The sequence below is a fragment of the Azotobacter armeniacus genome, from assembly GCF_054779355.1.
This window is the reverse complement of sequence record NZ_BAAGYK010000172.1, coordinates 60,745-81,349: the sequence shown is the minus strand read 5'-3', so window position 1 is coordinate 81,349 and position 20,605 is coordinate 60,745. Positions and strand designations below refer to the sequence as shown.

Genomic DNA, 20,605 nt, shown 5'->3' with positions numbered 1-20,605 from the left:
TGGCCATGCCCGTTGCGTGACCCTGCGGTCGCTGGTCTTCAAACAGGCGAAGCGGCGCGTCGAGGATTCGGCTGGCGGATCGCCTGCCTGGCCGGGACCCTCACTCTGCTGGCCGGCTGCGGCGAAACGCCCGCCCCTCTGGCGCGTCCGCCCACGGAAGTGACCGTCATGACGGTGGCCGCGCGAGACACCCCGGTGATCTTCGAATTCGTCGCCCAGACCCAGAGTTCCCGGGAGGTGGAAATCCGCGCCCGCGTCGAGGGCTTCCTGGAACAGCGGCTGTACAACGAAGGCGACCTGGTGCAGGCCGGACAGACCCTGTTCCAGATGGACCGAAAGCCCTTCGAGGCGGCGCTGCAGTCGGCCCAGGGACAACTCGCCCAGCAACAGGCACGCCTGGAGATGGCCAGGGCTGACCTGGTCCGCATCCGCCCCCTGGTGAAGCTGGGCGCACTGAGCAAGAAAAACCTCGACGACGCCATCGGCAACGAGCGGCAGGTCCAGGCCGCCGTGCTCTCCGCCGAGGGCGAAGTGCGCACGGCGCAGATCAATCTCGGCTACACCACTATCGCCTCGCCCCTCACCGGGGTGTCGAGCTTCGCCAAACTGCAGGAAGGCAGCTACGTGACGCCGGGCGAGGCCGGCCTGCTGACCTACGTGTCGCAGGTGGACCCCATCTACATCAACTTCAGCCTCTCGGAAAACGAGATGCTGAAGTTCCGCAGCGAGATTGCCGCCGGCCAGCTCAGGTTCCCGCCGCACAGCGACTTCGAAGTCGAAGTGGTACTGGCGGACGGCTCGGTGGTGCCCGATCGCGGCCGCCTCAACTTTGCCGATTTTTCCTTCAGCGAGGAAACCGGCACCTTCCTGATCCGGGCGGTGGTGGCCAACCCGAAGGGCCTGCTGCGTCCTGGCCAGTTCGTGCGCGCCCATGTCAAGGGCGCGACCCGGCCCAACGCCGTGCTGGTGCCTCAGCGAGCGGTCCTGCAGGGTCCCAGGAGCCATTACCTGTGGGTGATCGGCAGTGACGGCAATCCCGAGCAGCGCGTTGTGGAGATGGGCGACTGGCACGGCGACGACTGGTTCGTCAGCCAGGGCCTGCGCGTCGGCGAGCGCATCGTGGTCGATGGCGCGATCCGGGTGGCACCCGGAGTCCCGTTGCAGATCGTCGATGCTCGCCCCGCGGCAGAAGAAGCGGGTAGGAAGCAGCGCCCGGAGGCGGCCGAGGCCTGGCCCGGCCAGCAGGAGCGGCTGAAGGCCAGCCCATCCGGCGAAAGGTCGGCGCCATGAGCGGGCCGCCCCAATGAGCATCTCCCACTACTGCATCGACCGGCCGATCTTCGCCTCGGTGATTTCCATCGTCATCACCCTGGCCGGGGCGGTGGCGATGCTCAATCTGCCCGTGGCCCAGTATCCGGACATCACCCCGCCGCAGATCACGGTATCGGCCACCTATCCCGGCGCCGACGCCGAAGTGGTGGCCAACAATGTGGCGGCGCCCATCGAACAGCAGGTCAACGGCGCCGACAACATGATCTACATGAACTCGTCGAGTTCGGCGACGGGCAACATGACCCTCAACGTCTTCTTCGAGATCGGCACCGATCCCTCGCTGGCCCAGGTGGACGTGCAGAACCGGGTGAACCTGGCTCTGCCGCAGCTGCCGTCTGCGGTGCAGAGCCAGGGCATCCAGGTGCAGAAGAAGTCATCGGCCTTCATGATGGTCATCGCGGTGTACTCGCCCGACAACCGCTATGACAGCACCTACATCGCCAACTACGCCAACCTGTACCTGCTCGATGCGATCAAGCGCATCCCGGGCGCCAACCAGGCGAGCATCTTCGGCACCCCGGACTACGCCATGCGCATCTGGCTCAAGCCCGACCGCATGGCCCAGCTGAAGATCACCGCCGCCGACGTGCAGCAGGCGGTGGCCAACCAGAACCAGCAGTTCGCGGTGGGCCGCATCGGCCAGTCCCCCACCGGCCAGGCGGTGGAGCAGTCCTTCGCCGTCACCACCAGGGGCCGGCTGACCGAACCCTCGGAGTTCGAGAACATCATCATCCGCGCCGCCAGCGGCGGGGCCGCCATCGTCCGCCTGCGGGACGTGGGCCGAGCAGAACTCGGCCAGAAGGACTACTCCCTGCGCAGCACCTACCAGGGCAGACCGGCAACCCTGATGGCGGTGTACCAACAGCCCGGCGCCAACGCCCTGGATGTGTCCGCGGCCGTCACCGCGACCCTGGCGGAGATGCAGAAGACCTTTCCAGCGGGCATCGAGCACAAGATCGTGATGGACACCACGGCGTTCACCCGCGCCTCCATCACGGAGGTGGTGCACACCTTCTTCGAGGCCCTGGTGCTGGTGGTGGTGGTGGTCTACGTGTTCCTGCAGAGCCTGCGCGCCACCCTGATCCCGGTGCTGGCGGTGCCGGTGTCCATCGTCGGCACCTTCATCGGCATGACCGCCCTGGGCTTCTCGATCAACATGCTGACCCTGTTCGGCATGGTGCTGGCGATCGGCATCGTGGTGGACGACGCCATCGTGGTGATCGAGAACGTCGAGCGCAACATGCAGGTCCACCGGATGCACCCCAAGGACGCCGCCAAGCGGGCCATGGACGAGGTGGCGGGGCCGGTGGTGGCCATCGTGCTGGTGCTGTGCGCGGTGTTCGTCCCCGTGGCCTTCATGGGCGGCATCACCGGCCAGCTCTACAAGCAGTTCGCTATCACCATTGCCATTTCCGTGGTGATCTCCGGCCTGGTGGCCCTGACCCTGTCGCCAGCCCTGGCCGCCCTCCTGCTCAAGCCCGGGCATGGGGAGAAGCGCGGCTTCTTCCGCTGGTTCGAACGCAGCTTCGAGCGCATGACCCAGGGCTACTCCCGCGCGGTGGCCTTCATGATCAAGCGCTTTTTGCTGGCGCTGCTGCTGTTCGCCGGCATGATCGTCCTGACGGTGCTGATGGCGCAGCGGATTCCCGGCGCCTTCCTGCCGCCGGAGGACCAGGGCTACCTGCTCGGCGCAGTGATCATGCCCGATGCCGCCAGCCTGGATCGCACCAGCGAGGTGGGCAAGGTGGCCAGCGACTACTTCATGAGCAACGAGGCCGTCGAGGGGGTGGCCATCGTCAACGGCTACAGCCTGCTGGATAGCCAGAACAAGAACAATGCCGGCGCCTTCTTCGTCGGCCTCAAGGATTTCGAGGAGCGCTACCAGGATGCGGAAACCACCCAGGCCCAGAGTGCCTCTGCCGTCATCAAGGCGGCCGGCCAGGCGTTCTCCCGGGTGCGCGAGGGGATCATCGTGCCGGTCAATCCACCCTCCATTCCCGGCCTGGGCACCACGGGCGGCATGGAGGTGTGGATTCAGAGCAAGGGCGACGGCACCGTCCGCCAGCTGGCCGAGCTGGTGAACGACTTCGTGGCCAAGGCCAGGCAGCGTCCGGCGCTCGGCGCGATCACCTCTACCTTCAACGCCTTCTCCCAGCAGTTGCTGGCCGACGTGGACCGGGAAAAGGCGGAAACCCTGGGCGTGCCGGTGGAGGACGTGTACAGCACCATGCAGACCATGTTCGGCTCGCTGTACGTTTCGCAGTTCAACAAGTTCAGCCGTCTGTGGCAGGTGATCCTGCAAGCCGAGCCCGCCTATCGCCTCAGGGTCGAGGACCTGCAGCAGATCTATGTGCGCAACCGCAGCGGCGAGATGGTCCCGCTCAAGGCCCTGCTGACCACCCGCTACGTCACCGGCCCCGATCTGCTGACCCGCTTCAACAACTTCCCGGCGGTCAAGATCACCGCCAGCGCGGCGCCGGGCTTCAGCTCCGGGCAGGCGCTCGCGGCCCTCGAGGCGGTGGCCGCAGAGAGCATGTCCAGCGACTATGCCCTGGCCCTGAGCGGCGAGGCCTTCGAGGAGAAGAAGGCCGGCGGCACCAGCGCCCAGGTGTTCGTCTTCGGCCTGGTCATGGTGTTTCTGATCCTCGCTGCCCAGTACGAGAAGTGGTCGCTGCCGGTCGGCGTGCTGCTGGCGGTGCCCTTCGCGCTGTTCGGGGCCCTGCTGGCGATCCTGCTGCGGGGCCTGGTCAACGACGTGTACTTCCAGATCGGCCTGACCATGCTGGTGGCCCTGGCGGCCAAGAACGCCATCCTGATCTTCGAGTTCGCCGTGCTGAACCGGGAAAAAGGCATGTCGGTCTTCGATGCCGCGATGACCGCGGCGCGGGAACGCCTGCGGCCCATCGTGATGACCTCCCTGGCCTTCATCCTGGGCTGCGTGCCCCTGGCCATCGCCGTCGGCGCCTCCGAGAACAGCCGCCACTCGATCGGCACCGGGGTCATCGGCGGCATGCTGGCAGCGACGGTGATCGCGGTCTTCTTCATCCCGCTGTTCTACTACCTGGTGGAGCGGATTTCCGAGAAAGCCGAGGGCGCCGGGAAGGCGGCGCAGCCTGCCGAGCCGGCGGCACCGGGCGGGGCGCTGGGCAGCGCGCCGCAGAACCGGCATGAGGGCGACTGAAATGACCATGACGGAGGGGGCCCTGATCGCCTGCCACGAATGCGACCTCCTGCAGCGGGAGCCACGCCTGCCCGAGGGCGGCGTGGCCCGTTGCCAGCGCTGTGGTGCCACCCTGTTCCGCAGTCGTCCGCAGAGCACCGAGCGCGCCCTGGCCTTCACCCTCGGCGCCCTCCTCCTCTTCCTCATCGCCAATGTCTTCCCCATCGTCGGCCTCAAGCTCAGTGGCGATTTTGTCCAGACCACCCTGCTGGGCGCGGCACAGGTCATGTATCGCCACGACATGCGCCTGGTCGCCGGGCTCGTGCTGACGACCACCTTCGCCGCGCCCCTGGCACAGATGCTGGCCATGATCTACCTGCTGCTGCCGGCACGCCTCAAGCGCCAGCCGCCCCATGCCCGGCTGGTCTTCCGCGGCATGACGCTGGTCCAGCCCTGGGGCATGCTGGAGGTATTCGTGCTCGGCATCCTGGTCGCCCTGGTCAAACTCGCCCACCTCGCCACCGTGGTGCCGGGGGTCGCCCTGTGGTCCTTTGGCGGGGTGATGCTGCTGATGGCGGCGGCCACGTCCTCCTTCGACGCCCGCGACCTGTGGGCACGACTGGAGGCGGCGCGGTGAGGGGCCCGGCGAGCGCCGCCCGCTGGCACCTGGCGACCTGCCACGGCTGCGGCCTGCTGAGCCGCGCAGGCCATGACCACGCCGCCCGCTGCCCGCGCTGCGGCACGCCCCTGCACACGCGCAAGCCGGACAGCATCGCCCGCACCTGGGCCTTCATCGTCGCCGCGGCGATCCTCTACATCCCCGCCAACCTGCTGCCGATCATGGAGACCAGCTCCCTGTTCGGCGCCCAGGACGACACCATCATGAGCGGTGTGGTGTACCTGTGGGTCTCCGGCTCCTGGCACCTGGCCCTGGTGGTGTTCATCGCCAGCATCCTGGTGCCGATGGCCAAGCTCTTCGCCCTGATCGTCCTCGTGCTGTCGGTGCAACTGCGCTCCCGCTGGCAACCGGTGCAGCGCACCCGGCTCTACCGCCTGGTGGAACTGGTGGGGCGCTGGTCGATGCTCGACGTGTATGTGGTGACCCTGCTCGTCGCCCTGGTGCAGCTCGATGCCCTGGCGACCATCCGCCCCGGCGCCGGAGCCCTGGCCTTCGGCGCCGTGGTGGTGCTGACCATGTTCGCGGCGATGAGCTTCGATCCCCGCCTGATCTGGGATTCCATGGAGAAAGACGATGCCTGACGCCCCCCCTACCCCCGATCTGTCCACGCTTCCAGAGGCCGAGGCGGCGCCCCGGTCGCGCTGGAAGCCGCAGCTGGTCTGGCTGGTGCCTCTGGTGGCCGCCCTCATCGGCGGCTGGCTGGCGGTACAGTCCATCCTCGAGCAGGGTCCCGTCATCACCCTAGTGTTCAAGAATGCCGAAGGCCTGGAGGCGGGCAAGACCAAGCTCAAGTACAAGGACGTGGAGATCGGCCTGGTCACCGCCGTGACCCTGTCCGAGGACCTCGGACAGGTGGTCGCCACCGCGGAGCTGGTCAAGGACTTCCAGCCCCATCTGGTGGAGGACACCAGCTTCTGGCTGGTGAAGCCGCGCATTTCCGGGGGCAGCGTGTCGGGACTCGGCACGGTGCTGTCCGGCTCCTTCATCGGGGTGGGCGTGGGCAAATCCACCCGCGCGCGGAAGGCCTTCACCGCCCTGGAGATGCCACCGGTCATCCAGGTCGACACGCCGGGCCGGGAATTCGCCCTGCGCAGTGCCGACCTGGGTTCCCTGGCGATGGGCTCGCCGATCTTCTTCCGGCGCCTGCAGGTCGGTCAGGTGGTGGCTTATCGGCTCGACGAGAACGGCCGAGGGGTGAGCCTGCGGATTTTCGTCAATGCACCCTACGACCGGTTCGTCACCGACAATACCCGCTTCTGGAACGCCAGCGGGGTGGACATCAAGCTCGGCGCCGGCGGCATCGAGGTGGATACCCAGTCCCTGGCCTCGCTCCTGCTGGGCGGCGTGGCCTTCGAGACGCCGGAGGAATCCACCGCCTTGCCGGCCGCCGCGCCCGACACCGCCTTCGAGCTGTTTAGCGACCGGACCCAGGCCATGCGCAATCCCGAGCGCGACGTGCTGGAAATGGTCCTGCTCTTCGACGAATCCCTGCGCGGCCTGGAGCCTGGCGCCCCGGTGGACTTTCGCGGCATCGCCCTCGGCGAGGTGTCCGCCATCCGCGTGGAACTGGACCCGGTCAGCCACAGCATCGTCATGCCGGTCGAGGTGAGCCTTTATCCGGAGCGGCTGCGGCTGCGCTCCCGGGAAAGCCAGCGGCCCAGGTTCGAGGGCGAGGCGCGCAAGCGTTTCCTGGAAGAGCTGGTCGCCAAAGGCCTGCGCGCCCAGATGCGCACAGGCAACCTGCTCACCGGCCAACTTTACATCGCCCTCGACTTCTTCCCCCAGGCGGCCACGGCCAGGATCGACTGGGACAGCGATCCCCCCGAACTGCCCACCACTGTAGGCAGCCTGGGAGAACTTCAGGCGTCCCTCCAGAGAGTCGCCAGCAAGCTGGAAAAGCTGCCGCTGGAACAGATCGGCGCCGACCTGCGCCAGACCCTGCAGACCACCAGTCGCCTGCTGCACCGCCTGGACACCCAGGTGACCCCCGAGGTCGTGGCCACCCTGAGCGAGGCGCGCAAGGCCGTGGACACCGCCCAGGGCATGATGGCCGCCGACGAGCCCCTGCAGCAGGACACCCGCGAGGCCATTCGCGAGCTGGGGCGCACCGCCAAGTCCTTGCGTGCCCTGGCCGACTATCTCGAACGTCATCCCGAAGCGCTGCTCTGGGGCAAGAAGGGGGATGAGCAATGAAGCGCCATGCCCTGGTCCTTGTTGCCAGCCTGGCCCTGGCGGCCCTCGGCGGCTGCGCCAGCGCTCTCGAGGAGCGTTTCTACACCCTCAGCGCCGTGGCCGAACCGGCGACGGCCACGCGGGCCTATACCGTGAGCGTGGGACCGGTCAGCGTGCCCGAGATGGTGGACCGGCCGCAGCTGGTGCTGCGGCTCGCCGCCAACCGGGTGGAGATCCTCGAGCAAGCGCGCTGGGCGACCCCGTTGCCGAGCGGCATCGGCCAGGTCGTCGCCGCCAATCTGGCCCGGCTGCTGGGTGGTACCCGGGTGGCCGCCTATCCGCAGAGCGCCGTGTCCGATCCCGACTACCGGGTGGCAGTGGACGTGCAGCGCTTCGAGTCGGCACCCGGCACCGCGGCCAGCCTCGACGCCCTGTGGACGATCCGCAGTGCCAAGGGCGCGCTGGTCAAGGCCGGCCGCTCGACGATCGACGAGCCGGCCAGGGGCGGCGACACCGAAGCCCTGGTGGCAGCCCATGACCGCGCCCTGGCGGCGCTGAGCCGGGACATCGCCCGCGCCCTGCCGGCGATGGCCTCACCCTGAGCGGGATTGACCGCCATCTGGCTTGTCGACTTCGACCTCGGCAGGCTGGTTGTCCACCCACTGCCAGAACAGGCGGTAGCCCACGGCCAGGATGATCGGTCCGATGAACAGGCCGAGAATGCCGCTGGCCACCATGCCGCCGAGCGCGCCGATCAGCACCACCGGCATGGGCACATCCACGCCGCGGCCGAGCAGCAGCGGCTTGAGCACATTGTCCACCAGGCCGGCGAGGACGCTGTAGACGGCGAAGACGATGGTGGCCAGGCTGGCGCCTTCGCTGGAGAAGACGTAGATGATCACCGGCACGGTGATCAGGCTCGCCGGCACCTGGATGATGCCGAGCACCAGGACCGCCAGCGCCAGCAGACCGGCGCCCGGTACCTCCATGAACACGAAGCCGACACCGACCAGCAGCATCTGGATGAAGGCGATGCCGAGCACCCCCTGGGCCACGGTGCGGATGGTGGCGGTGCACAGCTCGACGAACGGCTCGCTCCTTTCCGGGCCGACGATCCGTGCGGCGATGCGATGGGCGCTGCGATGGCCGAGTTCGCCGAAGGCCATGATGATGCCGGCAATGATCAGGGCAGCGATGAAGAGCAGAAAGCCGGCGCCGATGCCGGCGATCCTGCCCAGCAGGCCGAGCAGGAGTTCCCGGATCTGCGGCCTGAACTTCTGGATCGTGCCCGACAGGTCGGAGGCTATCTGTTGCCAGGCGGTGTACAGCGGCTCGCCGATCAGCGGCCAGTCGGCCACGGACTCGGACGGCGGCGGAATGCGTAGGGAGTCGCTCCTGACGGTTTCCATGACCTGCTGCGCCGAGTCGACGAGCGAGATACCGAGCAGGTAGGTCGGCACCATCAGGATCAGCAGGCCGACCACCACGATGAGGCTGGCCGTCCGGCCCTCGTGGTGGCCCAGGCGGGCACCGAGCCGGCGCTGCAGCGGATAGAGCATGACGGCGAGGATCATCGACCAGAGCATCAGCTCGAGAAAGGGCCGGAAGACCATGTAACAGTAGATCGTCAGCACGGCGACCAGGCCGGCGCGGATCAGCACATCGAGCAGGTTTCTGGAGAGTTGCTGGTCGGAAAAAGATTTTAGCGACATGAAAAGTCCCTTTCGTGGCTGCACGGGGCGTCCTGTCCGGGCGGTCTGGGCGACTCTTCAACACGCGGAAAGTCGGGCCGAATGCTTCCACTGGGGAAACCGGGCGCCGATAGAGCATAGCCCAGGCGCCGGCATCCCCTCTTCCGCGACTCATGCCCTGTCGGGCGGGTCGTGCCTGGCGGGCCGGATCAGTCCGGTCAGCACCGCGGTCATCATCGCCGTGGAGACGCCGAACATGAGGATGCCGTTGGCCGCCTCCAGCGCGCCGAGCAGCCGCCAGCGCTCGGACATGACGATGTCGCCCAGGGTGGCGAAGTTCACCGCCGAGTGGTACAGCGCGCTGGCGAAATCGGCGAACTCGCCGACCAGCACGAACACCCAGGCCCAGGTGGCCATCTGCAGGAAGTTGCCGAACATCGCCAGCAGCATCACCACGGCCAGCAGGACGATCTGCTGCAACGGCCCGAGCAGCCCCCCGCGGCGCCAGTGGAAGCGGACGTACTGGCGCACGCAGATGCCCACGAAGATCGCCTGGAACAGCAGGCAGACCAGCATGACGGCGATTCCGATCAACAGGTTGAGCACCTTTCAGGGGCTGGAGAGCGGCCGGCGCGGGTGCCGCCGGTCGATCAGGCGGACCGCCGCGCAGGCGTACAGGGTGACGGCGACGAACAGCCCCATGCGCACCGCGAAGGCGGTGTAGACGTCCTTGCCGGCCGCGCTGTCCTGCACCGACTGGCCGAGCAGGATGATCAGGGTGACGGCGCCGTTCAGCCAGAAGCCCGGGGTCTGCCGGGTGGCGCTCAGGCGGTAGAGGCGGCGCGCCAGCAGCAGGACGAACAGCAGCGTCCACAGGAAGAACATCCACAGGTGCGGGAACAGGCTCAGCGCCGACCAGAAGCACACCGCCAGCAGGCCGCCCAGCAGGGTCGAGCCGAGCAGCTCGCGCCCGGCATCGCGGGCGCTCGTGCCGCATACCTGCTGGCCGAGACTCACCGATTTCATCACCAGCGGCACATAGCTGCCGGGGTCGATCAGGGCGAGCAGGAAGGCCGGGATCACCACCAGGGTGGCACGCAGGGCGATCCAGGTGACCTGGCGCGGATCGGGCGACGGCTTGGGTGGCGGCTCGGCGAGGCCGGCGGGCTCGGGAAACAGCCAGTGGCCGAGGATCGTGGCGAGGGTGGTCAGCAGCAGGCCCTTGACCAGCGCCTCGATGACCGTCAGGGCGATGGCGAAGTCCGTGGCTCCGGTGGCGGAGACTAGGGTCAGGCCGATGACCAGGAAGGTCGACACCAGACTGTTGCCGCCGCGCAGCGCATAGCCAAAGCTGAGGAACAGGCACAGCGCGACCAGCAGCACGCCGCTAGCCGGGTAGTAGCGCAGCAGCGGGATCAGCAACAGGCCGCCGCCGGTGGTGACCGCCGCCAGCACGGCCAGGGCGAGACCGGCCTTGAGGGACAGAGGCTGGTTGCTCATCGCCAGCAGGAACAGCGTCAGCACGGGCGGCAGGAAGGGAATCGGCAGGGCCAGGCCGAAGCTCGCGGCCAGGCAGGCGGCCGTGCCGAAGGCCAGGCGCAGGGCGCGCCGGGGGCGCGGATCGATACGGCGGACGGGCGCTTCAGTAGGCATAGGACAACCAGCTCATCAGGCGCAGAAAGGCTCGACCGAGCGGATTGAGCGGATTGTTGCGGGTGGGAAAGGCCATCACCTCGGCCTGGCCGCCGATGCGCAGGCTCTTCCGGTCGCGCAGCGCTCCCGGCGCGAACTCGACGATCACCGGGAAACGCTGGGCGGCCCGCAGCCAGTCGCGGTTGTTCTGCACCGTCGGCAGGCTGCCGGGCGGGCTTTGCTGGCCGACGCTGACGCCGAAGCCGATGCTACGCACATACCCGTCGAACACCTCCCCGGGACGGGCGTCAAGCACGATCCGCACCGGCGTGCCGGTTTCGAGATGGCCCAGGTTGTTTTCGGTCATTTCCGCGCTGATCCACAGGTCGTTGATGGCGATTAGGGTCAGCACCGGCGCGCCGGCGCCGGCATACAGCCCGACCTCGGTGCGCAGGTCGGTAATCAGGCCCGCGGAGCTGGCGCGCACGCGGGTGTTGGCCAGGTCGCGCTCGGCCTGCTCCAGGGCCGCGGCGGCACTGCGCAGCCTGGCGTTGTCCTCGCCGCTGCCGCCCTCCTGTTCGCGGGCACGCTGGACTTCCGCCCGGGCCGCGGCAACCTGGCTGGTGGCCTGGGCGAAGCTCGCCCGGGAGATTTCCAGGCGACGCAGGGAAATGGTGCCGGGGTCCTCGCGGTAGAGGCGCTCCAGACGATCGCGATCCTGCCGGGCCTCGAGCGCGTTGGCCTCGGCGGCACGCAGCGAGGCCAGGGCGGAGTCGATGCCGGCGGTGCTGGCGCCGACCTGCCGGCGCATGTTCTCCAGCTCGGCCCGCGCGCGCTCGACGGCGATCCGGTAAGGCTCCGGCTCCAGCTCGAAGAGCAACTGGCCGGCCTCCACAGTCTGGTTGTTGCGCACCGCGACCCATATCACGCGGCCAGCCACCTCGGGAGCCACCGCCACCACATAGGCCTCCACCCGGGCCTGCTGGGTATAAGGCGTGTAGCGGTCGGCGAGCAGGTACCAGAGCAGGCTGAACACGATCAGCACGAAGGTCCAGCGCAGCCCGCGGCGACTGGGATCGGCCGGAACCGCCGGCTCGGCGGGCACAGGTGGGGGCGCCGGCGGGGCAGCAGGGGTCTGCGGTTCTTCAGTCATGGTGGTCTGCCTCCTCGGCAGGGGGACTGACTTCGTCCAGCAGGTCACCCCAGTCGGTGCGCCCTGTCATCTGTTCGCGGGTGCGCGCATCGATCGGCGGGCGCTCGCTGTACCAGCCACCGCCAAGGGCCTTGTACAGGGCGATCAGGCTGTTCACCGCGACGTCACGGGTGACCAGGTAGCTGTCCTGCTGGGTCAGCAGGGCACGTTGCGCTTCGAGCACACGCTGGAAGTCGGAATAGCCCTCGCGATAGCGTGCGCTGGCCAGGGTCAGGGCGCGCTGGGCACTGATCGCCGCCTCGCGCAGGATGCGCTCGCGCTCCAGGGCCTTGATCAGGCCGGTGGCGGCATCGTCGGCCTCGCGCGCGGCCTGGCGCACCCGGTCGCGATAGGCTTCGATCCGTTGCTGCAGGCGGGCGTCCTGGACGCGCACGTTGTTGCGCAGGCGCCCCTGGTCGAAGACGTTCCACACCAGGCTGGGACCACCGATGAGATCGCGCGTATCGGAGCTGCCGTCCAGCGAGGTGGCCGACCAGCCGATCACGCCCAGCAGGCTCAGGGAGGGATAGAGATCGGTTTCGGCCACGCCAACCTGGGCCGACTGTGCGGCCACCTCCAGTTCGGCGGCACGCACGTCCGGACGGCGCAGTAGCAGGTTGGCGGGCACGTCGTCGAGCAGGGCGCGGTCGACCAGGGGAATCAGTCCGGTCTGCACGGCCAGCTCGGGCAAGGCGTCAGGGGGGACGCCGATCAGCACCGAGAGGGCGTTGCGTGTCTGCCGCACCTGGGTCTCGAACTCCGGAACGGTGCTCAGGGTGCCGAGGTACTGGGTCTTGGCCTGCTGCAGGTCGAGTTCGTCGCTGTTGCCGCTCAGAAACAGGCGCTCGGTGATCTCGAGGCTGCGCCTCTGCCGCTTGGCGTTGTCGCGGGCGATCTGCAGGCGGGCCTCGGCGGTGCGCAGGGCGAAATAGGTCTGCGCGACCTGCGCGCGCAGCAGCACAAGCACGTCCTGGTAATTGGCTTGGCTGGCGAAGTAGGCTGCGTCGGCGGACTCGATCGCGCGGCTGTAGCGGCCCCAGAAGTCGAGTTCCCAAGCAATGTCGAAGCCGGCATCGTACTGCCAGAAATGACTGTCCCGTGGATTGCGTCCGCCGTATTGATGACGGTCGAGGTAAAGCGCATCGGCGCTGGCCTGGCGTAGCTGCGGAGAGAGGCCGCTGAGGGCGATGCCGAGCTGTGCCCGTGCCTCCAGGATGCGCAGGCCGGCGATGCGCAGGTCTGGATTGTGTACATCGGCGTGGGCAATCAGCCGATCGAGCAACGGGTCGCCGAACTGCGTCCACCACTGGCGGCTGTCCGGTTGCATGCGCATGGTGCTGGCTTGAGCCAGCATTTCGCTGTTCCAGTGGTCGATCCAGGCTTCCCGGGGCGACTGGAAGTCCGGCCCCAGGCGGATGCAACCACCCAGGGCGTGGGCCGCCAACAGCAGGAAACGGTGGGGCCATACCCTCATGTCGGCATCGGCGAGTGAGGCAAGAGCACCTATTGGCTATCCGGCTTGCCGCTTGCGCTGGCATGCTTTTCTATTCACTGTCCAGATGGCGATCAGGGTGGCCTGGATCAGCACATCGAGCAGGTCTTTAGATAGTTGCTGGTCGGGAGAGGGTTTCAGTGACATAAGACGCTCCCTTGGCGGCACGACACGTCTTGTCCGGGCGGTCTGGGCGACGCTGCAGGGGTCGGGCCGAATACTCCCGCTGAAAGGGCCGGGTGTCGATAGAGCATAGTTCAGGCATTGACATCCCTCCTTTCAGAAGGAGGCACGGAATTCACTGGCAACGGCATAGCTCTCACCGAGCAGGCGCATTATAGGAACGGTGCAACCCATCGCTTTATCGAATCTATCTTTGATCGTATGTGCCAGGCCAAGGGCATCGAGCATCGGCCCACCAAGCCCTCCCTCCCCTGGACCAATGGACAGGCTGGACGCATGAGTTGCACGATCAAAAAGGCGCCCCTCAAAGCGCTCCCCTATCCGGACTTCGTGGCGCTCAAGGCTCATGTGCGGGCTTTTGTCACTCGCTACAACTTTGCCAGGCCCCCGAAGTCGTTGAGGTGGAAAATCCCTTTTGACGCAATCTGTAATGCACGAACTCAAGCTATGCGTTTCGAGCTTGATCCATACCCTCTCATCCCAGGACCAGGCATCTGCGCGACGACCGTGCCGGATCAGGGGCTGATCGAATAGCCTCGGGCGCTCATGCAGTTGGCATAGGCTTGCTCCGTGTTTGCGCTGCTCTGCTCGCTGTTTCGGTCTGCACGCCGGTCATGACGGCGCTCCTGACGCTGCCGGGAAGCGCCGACCGCCGCACCAGCAGCGGCCGCCTGGCGTGCCTGCTCCTGCCGGTACTCCTCCTTAAGCTCATCGTCAGCCCGATCGTAGACATCCTCATGCTGTCGACCGCGTGCCTCGGCGGCCACCGAACCAGCCACAGCCCCGCTCGCCGCGCCACGCACGCGCCCACCTCCCCGGGAGTCATCGCTCTGGCTGGACGAACTGGTCTGGGCGCCGGCCTGTGACTGACAGGCGGCAACGTCCGCTTGGATCTGTTGCGAGCTCTGGCCTTGCAAAGGAATGACAGTGGCCGCCCGGGCATCGAGCAGAGCACCGGCCAGCATCAGTCCCGTGAAGGCGTATGCGGCAAAGAGGCGAGACATGGGAACAGTCCTCCGAGAACCTGAAGCAGTAGGACTATAGTCCAGCGATCCCAACACGAACGACCGCCGGGCGTCTTCCCGGTAGGGCGTGCCGCCTCCGCGGCATGTCGAAACCGCGCCTTCCCGTTGAGTTTTTTGAGCCTGCTCTCGGCATCTATACTCAAAACATCCTGGACGAACGTGCCAGAGCTGCGCTGAAGTGGAGGGGCTGGCGAGACTGCAAAGGCCCGTATGCACTTTGTCGTGTCAGGAGGGAGAGAGCCGCCCCTCGGAGGCGGCGGAGTAACAAATCCCATGAGCAGCATGAAGGGCTTGATCGAAACATGCGCAGCGGCGGGTCGTCACCGCTGTTGCGTCTGTCGTTTCAGGCGCTTGCGATGTTGAGCTGGCGCTCCCTGGGCGTCGCCTTGCTGATGGCGATGCTGGCAGGGTGCGCTTCTCGGGAGCATACCCCCAGGCAGCCGCCGATCGTGGTTTCGGAAAGTACCTGGCGGAAGGTCGATAGCGACATCGTCGCCGCCTCGAAGGAGGCGACAAGGCAGACCACAAATTACGCGCGCGACGTCATGCGGGAATGGATGGGCCTCGTCTACAAGCGCACCGATACGGATTTCATCCCCTGGTTTTCCGGCTACTGGCCCCAGCAATGGCTGACCATGAAGGTGGCGTGGTACAGGCTGAACGCAGGAGAGGAGAAAGATCCGGCCGTGGATCGCCTGGCCATCTATCTGCAGGAGCAATACCACGATCGCGTGCTGGAGCCCGTCGCCCGGGAGATCGATCCCGACCGGATCATGGAAAAGGCGATGAAGTTCTACGTCTGGCTCCTCGGCGAGCTGCTCCGGAAAATCCCGCAGCGCTACGGCGTACCCCTCGATCAATTCGAGCGCCGGCTCAAGGGCATTCCGGCGATCGCACTGGGGCCGCCCCCCACTCATGTCGCTTCGGTCCATCAGATCATCCACAGCGAGCCGATCGACAAGCTGCCAGCTTATGGGGTCCTGGTCGCGCGAATCCGCACGACTTCCGGCAGCGCGAGAACCTGGAGATCGGACGCGGACATATCCCCGGTCGTGCGGCGGACCAGCAAGCGACTGATGACCGAACTCGCCACCAGCAGTGCCTCGAGCGTTATCTCGATGGCGGTCGGCCGGGCGGTGGGCTCGGTGATTTCCCTGGGCGTGGCGGGTATCAGCGCCATGATGCGCGAGGACGAGCGCCCGGAAATGGAGGCGCTGCTTCGGAAGAGCCTGAACGCCGCCTTCAAGGAAAAATGGTCCGATCTGATGTGGAGCCCCGACACCGGGGTGTTGGCGGGGGTCTATTACCTGTCCGGACAGATCGAGGGAAATCTCGCCAGGAAGCGGATGCTGTCGGTCCAGTTCGAGCCGGTGCCGCGAAGAGTTCCCATGCCGGGCCGGGTAGACCCTTCCGAGGCTGGCACCCATTCCGACTTCAGGCTTCAGAAAGCGCTCCATCGGGGCGTTGTCCCAGCAGTTGCCGCGCCGGCTCATGCTCTGCCGGATGCGATAGCCCCACAGTGCCTGCCGGAACATCCGGCTGGTGTAATGGCGGCCCTATCCGAGTGGAACAGCCCCCCCTGAGGGCGTCCTCTGGACTCGAGGGCCATGCTCGGGGTCCGGCAGGCCAATCGCGACTCAGGACTGTCGGAGATCACCCAACCCATGATCCGGCGGACATACAGGTCCAGCACGGCAGCCAGGTAGATCCAGTGCTTTCCCGCCCAGATATACGTCACATCCCCGCACCACACCCGATTCGGCGCGTTGACGGCAAAGCCCTGATCCAGCAGGTCTGGCGCGCTCCGGGCTTCATCGCCATCGCGGCTGTAGCGGTGCGTGCGGCGCTTCTGACAGCTCGCTGTCTGGCGGTAGGGTACCGCCCTATCGAGGTGCCCAGGATCATTAGGCCACTACAGAGGCGACCTCCTGCCAGGCGGCGTACAGCGGATCGGCGATCGGCGATCAGCGGCCAGTCGGCCAGTCGGCCAGTCGGCCAGTCGGCCACTGACGGCGGCGGAATGCGCAGAGTGCCGTTCCCGACGGTTTCCATGACCTGTTGCGCCGAGTCGATCAGCGAGGTGCCCAGCAGGTAGGTCGGCATGATGAGGATCAGGATAGCGACCATCACGATGAGGCTGGCCGTCTGGCCTTCGCAATGGCCCAGACGATTGGCGATCCGCCGCTGCAGCGGATAGAGCATGACGGCGAGGATCAGCGCCCAGAGCATCAGCTCGAGAAAGGGCCGGAAGACCCGATAGCAATAGACGGCCAGGACGCCGATCAGGGCGGCCTGTATCAGCACGTCCAGCAGGGTTTTCGGCAGTTGCTGGCGGAAAGAGCGTTTCGGCGGCATCGAAGAGTCCCTTTCTGGCGGCGCGGCGCTTCCTGTCCGGGCGGTCTGGGCGACTCTCCAAAAGTCGGGCCGAATGCTCCCGCCGGGGCTTGCGGAGGCTGATAGAGCATAGTTCAGGGCGGTGCTTGCGCCGTGCGCCTGCCAGGGGGCGCCGGCGATTGCCAATCCCGGCGATTCCTGAGAAAAAGCCGCCCACCCGGGCGGCCCCTGACGGGCCGCCGACTGAACGAGAGCGAGCGATGAGCAGCGAACTGCAGATCGAGGACATCCAGCCGGGCGACGGCAAGGCAGTGGTCAAGGGCGCCCTGATCACCACCCAGTACAACGGCTTTCTGGAGGACGGCACCAGGTTCGATTCCTCCTACGACCGCGGCAAGCCCTTCCAGTGCGTGATCGGCACCGGCCGGGTGATCAAGGGCTGGGACCAGGGGCTGATGGACATGAAGGTCGGCGGCAAGCGCAGGCTCTTCGTGCCGGCCCATCTCGCCTACGGCGAGCGGCAGATCGGCGCGCACATCAAGCCGAATTCGAACCTGATCTTCGAGATCGAGCTGCTGGAAGTGCTGACGCGGGACGATTGAACAATCCCCGGCACTTTCGGAGAAAGGAAAGCGGGTATTCCGGGTCCTCCACTTGCAATGCAAGACCCGACTTCGCGGAACTTTCCCGTCATTTATCTTTGCTCTTTCGCCGCGTCAAGGGCGATGCCCATCAAATCAAAAACCATGCGTCTTTCCGCAATCGCAAAGTTGTGCGAAAAGTGGCCGGAAGGCAGGCGGGCCGCTGTCCGGCGGAACTTCAGCCTGCCTGTGGCGGCAACTTCAAGACATACGATTTCCGCTGTTCGTTCATTCGTCACCGCCAATCCGACAGCCTGTCGGATCGACTGCAAAGTTACCTGAACCAACAAAGTCGGGGCGAACTCTAGTTCCCAGGAGGGCGTGAAACGCTCGGCCGAGCGAAGGATGGGAGACGATGCCTGCAGACGAACCCAAGAGACTGGAAAGCGAGACGATTCCGGTGATGGCCGAGGAGGCTGTCCTGCACAAGCGCCAGGTCGAGTCCGGCCGCGTGCGGATCAGCAAGTCGGTGGAAACCGAGGACTGTCTCCTGGAGGAGTCCTTGCGCCACGACGAGGTACGGGTCGAGCGGGTTCCCTGCGGGACGGAAGTCGATCCGGCCCATCCGCCGCAGGTTCGCCAGGAAGGCGACGTCACCGTCATTCCCGTGCTCGAGGAAGTGCTGGTCGTGGAGAAACGGCTGGTACTCAAGGAAGAGCTGCGTGTCCGGCGAGTCGTGCACGAGGAGCCTCACAGCGTGCCCGTCACGCTGCGGCGCGAGCAGGTGACGGTCGAGCGCACCTCCGCGGAAGTCCCGCCCTCCCAAACCCGGTAGACACCTACCGCAACACCGCTATCGCATTGCAGCCCAGGCTGCCGAACTTATAGAGGTGGACCATGCAACACATTCTGATTGGTGCATTCGACCATTACGACGAAGCCGAACAGGTCAAGCGCGAGTTGATGGGCAGGGGCGTGTCGCAGACCGATATCCAGCTGGCTGCCTCGAACGACGTCAGCATCAGCGAGGACACGGCGCTGCGCACCGACACCACCTACGACACGCGCCGCGAGGACCAGTCCCTGGGCGACAGGATCAGCGAGTTCTTCCACTCGATCTTCAGCGACGAGGACGCCACCAGCCGGCGCTATGCCGAGGCGGTACGCCACGGCTCCACCGTGGTGACCGTCACCGTCAACGACGACGACCAGGTTCCCGTCGTCGAGGAGATCATGGAGCGCAACGGCGCCATCGACATCGACGAGCGCAGCGCCGGCTGGGGCCTGCAGCATACGGAACAGGTCGGCTCGGCCGAAACCGCCACGACCACCAGCGGGACGGCCGAGCGCACGGCCATTCCGATCATGGAGGAGCAGCTCAAGGTCGGCAAGCGGGAGAACGCCCTGGGGCGCGTCCGCATCGTGTCGCGGATGAGCGAGCGCCCGGTCGAGGAGACGGTGAGCCTGACCGAGCAGCACGCCGTGGTCGAGCGCCGCCCGGTCGATCGCCCGGCCTCGCAGGAAGAGCTGTCCACCTTCCACGAGGGCACCGTCGAGATCCAGGAAACCTCCGAAGAACCCGTGGTCTCCAAGACCGCCCGGGTGGTCGAGGAGGTCATGGTCGGCAAGGAAACCACCCAGCGCGAGGAAACCGTGCACGACACGGTGCGGCGTACCGACGTGGACATCGAGAGGGACAGCGACATCCGCAAAACCCGGCCGACCGCCGGCGACCGGCCGATCAATCCCGACACGCCCTTCCGCGACCGGCCCTGAAGCCTGCTCGCCATCGCCCCTCTCTCATCTGTGGGAGAGGGCTCCTTTCTTCGCAGTCCGCAGGCGCCTGGTTGCCCCTCAGGCCGTGGGCGCGCCGCCTTCCGGCCCGATCGGGGCCCGCTCGCCGAAACGCCGCCAGGTCTCGCGGGGCCCCTTGATGCGCACCAGCCGTCCCTCCTGCAGGCGCCAGACCTGGTCGGCGACGTTGATCAGCGCCGGCCGGTGCGAGACAGCGATGACGGTGATCTCCGGGGTCAGCTGCTTCATGGTCCGGCAGATCGCCTCTTCCGCCTCCGGGTCGAGGGCGCTGGTCGCCTCGTCCAGGATCAGCAGCCGGGGCCGGTGGACCAGCGCCCGAGCGATGACGATGCGCTGGCGCTGGCGCTGGCGCTGGCCGCCGGACAGCTTGCCGCCCCGCTCGCCCACGATCGTCTGCAGGCCGTGGGAAGTCCTTTCCACGAATTCCCAGGCGCCGGCCTGCCTGAGCGCTCGCTCCGCATCCGCGGCGGTCAGCGCCGGATCGCCGAGGGTCACGTTGGCCAGGATGCTGTCGTGGAGCAGCAGGGTTTCCTGAGGCACGTAGCCGATCAGCCGCCGCCAGCGCCTGCGGTCCAGCGCCTCCAGGGGGACGCCGTCGACCCGTATGCGCCCGGACTGCGGGGTCAGCAGCACGCAGAGCAGGTCGAGGAGCGTGGTCTTGCCCGCTCCCGAGGGGCCCACCAGGCTGGTGAAGGTGCCCACCGGGATCGTCAGGTCGACGGCATCGAGGATCGGCCGCTCGCCATAGCCGAAGGACACGCGCTCGAAGACGATCTCGTCCTGTAGGCTGGGAACCCGCTTGCCGCCGCCGGGCTCGGCATCGGCCAGGGCGGTATCGATCGCCTCCTTCAGCGCCCAGTAGGCGCTCTCCTGGGCGGCCGTTGCAGGCGCACGAAGCGGGATGAAGGCCTGCTTCTGCGATCTGCCGAAGGCCTGATCCGTCCGCGCCGACCTCGTCCGCGACTCATGCCTCGTCGGGCGTCCTGGAGCTTGTCGTCGCGGTCCCTCCACCAGTTGCCGAAGAGGCTGCCGCCTTTCTTTTGCCGTGCCCCCTCCAGGATCTCGGCACTCCTGCCGACCTCTTCCTGGGCGGATAGCATGCCGCCGACCAAGTCCTTGATATCGGCTGAGCGGATGATCCGCTCCGAAACCTCCACGGAGGAGAAGGCTTGCACGATCTGCAGTTCCTGCCCGCTCCGCTTGTCCACGCCGTGCTCCACAGCAATCGCCTCGGGGAAAGCCCGATGGTTACGGATATTGTCCAGAAAACCGCTGGCGCCTCTACCCGGCCCGTTGGCAAATTCGTCATGTCGCGCG

At 66.8% G+C, this 20,605-nt stretch carries 19 protein-coding genes and 1 pseudogene; 11 read left to right on the top strand and 9 right to left on the bottom strand.

Annotation, left to right across the window (positions count from 1 at the left end):
• Positions 1 to 12 precede the first annotated feature (12 nt).
• The 6 genes from ACYVD0_RS23485 to ACYVD0_RS23460 are packed head-to-tail and all read left to right on the top strand — an operon-like array spanning position 13 to position 7,945.
• Positions 13 to 1,290 (top strand): efflux RND transporter periplasmic adaptor subunit, encoded by a 1,278-nt coding sequence (locus ACYVD0_RS23485; RefSeq protein ID WP_460429029.1) that lies wholly within the window; start codon positions 13 to 15, stop codon positions 1,288 to 1,290.
• Between the two features lie 13 nt (positions 1,291 to 1,303).
• Entirely contained in the window at positions 1,304 to 4,513 is a 3,210-nt protein-coding gene (locus tag ACYVD0_RS23480; protein ID WP_460429028.1) for an efflux RND transporter permease subunit, read from the top strand.
• Entirely contained in the window at positions 4,500 to 5,129 is a 630-nt protein-coding gene (locus ACYVD0_RS23475; protein ID WP_460429027.1) for a paraquat-inducible protein A, read from the top strand. Before ACYVD0_RS23480 ends, ACYVD0_RS23475 begins: the two co-directional genes overlap by 14 nt.
• Positions 5,126 to 5,752 (top strand): paraquat-inducible protein A, encoded by a 627-nt coding sequence (locus ACYVD0_RS23470; RefSeq protein WP_460429026.1) that lies wholly within the window; start codon positions 5,126 to 5,128, stop codon positions 5,750 to 5,752. Before ACYVD0_RS23475 ends, ACYVD0_RS23470 begins: the two co-directional genes overlap by 4 nt.
• Positions 5,745 to 7,364: a PqiB family protein gene (locus ACYVD0_RS23465; protein ID WP_460429025.1), complete on the top strand. Its 1,620-nt coding sequence runs from the start codon at positions 5,745 to 5,747 to the stop codon at positions 7,362 to 7,364. Before ACYVD0_RS23470 ends, ACYVD0_RS23465 begins: the two co-directional genes overlap by 8 nt.
• Positions 7,361 to 7,945 (top strand): PqiC family protein, encoded by a 585-nt coding sequence (locus ACYVD0_RS23460; protein ID WP_460429024.1) that lies wholly within the window; start codon positions 7,361 to 7,363, stop codon positions 7,943 to 7,945. The genes ACYVD0_RS23465 and ACYVD0_RS23460 overlap by 4 nt, the downstream gene beginning before the upstream one ends.
• On the opposite strand, the gene ACYVD0_RS23455 is transcribed toward ACYVD0_RS23460, so the two are convergent.
• The 6 genes from ACYVD0_RS23455 to ACYVD0_RS23430 all read right to left on the bottom strand — a co-directional run bounded on the left by ACYVD0_RS23455 (position 7,937) and on the right by ACYVD0_RS23430 (position 13,497).
• A complete protein-coding gene (locus tag ACYVD0_RS23455) occupies positions 7,937 to 9,055 on the bottom strand; it encodes an AI-2E family transporter (RefSeq protein WP_460429023.1) in 1,119 nt (372 codons plus the stop codon). The two genes, ACYVD0_RS23460 and ACYVD0_RS23455, sit on opposite strands and share 9 nt — an antisense overlap.
• Before the next feature lie 150 nt (positions 9,056 to 9,205).
• Positions 9,206 to 9,610, bottom strand: a complete 405-nt coding sequence (locus ACYVD0_RS23450) for an ion channel (RefSeq protein ID WP_460429022.1) — start codon at positions 9,608 to 9,610, stop codon at positions 9,206 to 9,208.
• Positions 9,611 to 9,643: 33 nt separating this feature from the next.
• Positions 9,644 to 10,687: a DUF2955 domain-containing protein gene (locus tag ACYVD0_RS23445; RefSeq protein ID WP_460429021.1), complete on the bottom strand. Its 1,044-nt coding sequence runs from the start codon at positions 10,685 to 10,687 to the stop codon at positions 9,644 to 9,646.
• Complete coding sequence (locus tag ACYVD0_RS23440; protein ID WP_460429020.1) at positions 10,677 to 11,819, bottom strand: HlyD family secretion protein; 1,143 nt, start codon at positions 11,817 to 11,819, stop codon at positions 10,677 to 10,679. Before ACYVD0_RS23440 ends, ACYVD0_RS23445 begins: the two co-directional genes overlap by 11 nt.
• Positions 11,812 to 13,332, bottom strand: coding sequence for an outer membrane factor lipoprotein domain-containing protein (locus ACYVD0_RS23435; RefSeq protein WP_460429019.1), 1,521 nt, complete (start codon positions 13,330 to 13,332; stop codon positions 11,812 to 11,814). The genes ACYVD0_RS23440 and ACYVD0_RS23435 overlap by 8 nt, the downstream gene beginning before the upstream one ends.
• A gap of 36 nt (positions 13,333 to 13,368) precedes the next feature.
• Positions 13,369 to 13,497, bottom strand: a complete 129-nt coding sequence (locus tag ACYVD0_RS23430) for a hypothetical protein (protein WP_460429018.1) — start codon at positions 13,495 to 13,497, stop codon at positions 13,369 to 13,371.
• Between the two features lie 237 nt (positions 13,498 to 13,734).
• Between ACYVD0_RS23430 and ACYVD0_RS23425 the strand changes: the two genes are divergently transcribed.
• Complete coding sequence (locus ACYVD0_RS23425; protein WP_460429049.1) at positions 13,735 to 14,067, top strand: integrase core domain-containing protein; 333 nt, start codon at positions 13,735 to 13,737, stop codon at positions 14,065 to 14,067.
• Here ACYVD0_RS23425 and ACYVD0_RS23420 read toward each other — a convergent pair.
• Both ACYVD0_RS23420 and ACYVD0_RS23415 read right to left on the bottom strand, forming a co-directional pair.
• Positions 14,049 to 14,537, bottom strand: coding sequence for a hypothetical protein (locus tag ACYVD0_RS23420; RefSeq protein WP_460429017.1), 489 nt, complete (start codon positions 14,535 to 14,537; stop codon positions 14,049 to 14,051). The genes ACYVD0_RS23425 and ACYVD0_RS23420 overlap by 19 nt on opposite strands.
• A gap of 1,435 nt (positions 14,538 to 15,972) precedes the next feature.
• Positions 15,973 to 16,416 (bottom strand): annotated as a pseudogene (locus ACYVD0_RS23415) (IS3 family transposase); the annotation flags it as partial.
• A gap of 736 nt (positions 16,417 to 17,152) precedes the next feature.
• Here ACYVD0_RS23415 and ACYVD0_RS23410 point away from each other — a divergent pair.
• From ACYVD0_RS23410 to ACYVD0_RS23395, 4 genes are all read left to right on the top strand, one after another.
• Positions 17,153 to 17,494 (top strand): FKBP-type peptidyl-prolyl cis-trans isomerase, encoded by a 342-nt coding sequence (locus ACYVD0_RS23410; RefSeq protein WP_460429016.1) that lies wholly within the window; start codon positions 17,153 to 17,155, stop codon positions 17,492 to 17,494.
• A gap of 170 nt (positions 17,495 to 17,664) precedes the next feature.
• Positions 17,665 to 17,841 carry a Kazal-type serine protease inhibitor family protein gene (locus tag ACYVD0_RS23405; RefSeq protein ID WP_460429048.1) on the top strand — a complete coding sequence of 59 codons (177 nt, stop codon included), beginning with the start codon at positions 17,665 to 17,667 and terminating at the stop codon, positions 17,839 to 17,841.
• Between the two features lie 47 nt (positions 17,842 to 17,888).
• Entirely contained in the window at positions 17,889 to 18,308 is a 420-nt protein-coding gene (locus ACYVD0_RS23400; RefSeq protein ID WP_460429015.1) for a YsnF/AvaK domain-containing protein, read from the top strand.
• A gap of 62 nt (positions 18,309 to 18,370) precedes the next feature.
• Complete coding sequence (locus ACYVD0_RS23395; RefSeq protein ID WP_460429014.1) at positions 18,371 to 19,249, top strand: YsnF/AvaK domain-containing protein; 879 nt, start codon at positions 18,371 to 18,373, stop codon at positions 19,247 to 19,249.
• A 78-nt stretch (positions 19,250 to 19,327) separates the two neighbouring features.
• On the opposite strand, the gene ACYVD0_RS23390 is transcribed toward ACYVD0_RS23395, so the two are convergent.
• Positions 19,328 to 20,299 carry an ATP-binding cassette domain-containing protein gene (locus ACYVD0_RS23390; protein WP_460429013.1) on the bottom strand — a complete coding sequence of 324 codons (972 nt, stop codon included), beginning with the start codon at positions 20,297 to 20,299 and terminating at the stop codon, positions 19,328 to 19,330.
• Between the last annotated feature and the right edge of the window lie 306 nt (positions 20,300 to 20,605).

Bases quoted from the DNA above. Each gene is read 5' to 3' on its own strand.
- ACYVD0_RS23480 (WP_460429028.1), top strand. From the start codon at position 1,304: ATGAGCATCTCCCACTACTGCATCGACCGGCCGATCTTCGCCTCGGTG.
- ACYVD0_RS23475 (WP_460429027.1), top strand. From the start codon at position 4,500: ATGAGGGCGACTGAAATGACCATGACGGAGGGGGCCCTGATCGCCTGC.
- ACYVD0_RS23465 (WP_460429025.1), top strand. From the start codon at position 5,745: ATGCCTGACGCCCCCCCTACCCCCGATCTGTCCACGCTTCCAGAGGCC.
- ACYVD0_RS23460 (WP_460429024.1), top strand. From the start codon at position 7,361: ATGAAGCGCCATGCCCTGGTCCTTGTTGCCAGCCTGGCCCTGGCGGCC.
- ACYVD0_RS23455 (WP_460429023.1), bottom strand. From the start codon at position 9,055: ATGTCGCTAAAATCTTTTTCCGACCAGCAACTCTCCAGAAACCTGCTC.
- ACYVD0_RS23450 (WP_460429022.1), bottom strand. From the start codon at position 9,610: ATGCTGGTCTGCCTGCTGTTCCAGGCGATCTTCGTGGGCATCTGCGTG.
- ACYVD0_RS23445 (WP_460429021.1), bottom strand. From the start codon at position 10,687: ATGCCTACTGAAGCGCCCGTCCGCCGTATCGATCCGCGCCCCCGGCGC.
- ACYVD0_RS23440 (WP_460429020.1), bottom strand. From the start codon at position 11,819: ATGACTGAAGAACCGCAGACCCCTGCTGCCCCGCCGGCGCCCCCACCT.
- ACYVD0_RS23435 (WP_460429019.1), bottom strand. From the start codon at position 13,332: ATGAGGGTATGGCCCCACCGTTTCCTGCTGTTGGCGGCCCACGCCCTG.
- ACYVD0_RS23430 (WP_460429018.1), bottom strand. From the start codon at position 13,497: ATGTCACTGAAACCCTCTCCCGACCAGCAACTATCTAAAGACCTGCTC.
- ACYVD0_RS23425 (WP_460429049.1), top strand. From the start codon at position 13,735: ATGTGCCAGGCCAAGGGCATCGAGCATCGGCCCACCAAGCCCTCCCTC.
- ACYVD0_RS23420 (WP_460429017.1), bottom strand. From the start codon at position 14,537: ATGTCTCGCCTCTTTGCCGCATACGCCTTCACGGGACTGATGCTGGCC.
- ACYVD0_RS23410 (WP_460429016.1), top strand. From the start codon at position 17,153: ATGAGCAGCGAACTGCAGATCGAGGACATCCAGCCGGGCGACGGCAAG.
- ACYVD0_RS23400 (WP_460429015.1), top strand. From the start codon at position 17,889: ATGCCTGCAGACGAACCCAAGAGACTGGAAAGCGAGACGATTCCGGTG.
- ACYVD0_RS23395 (WP_460429014.1), top strand. From the start codon at position 18,371: ATGCAACACATTCTGATTGGTGCATTCGACCATTACGACGAAGCCGAA.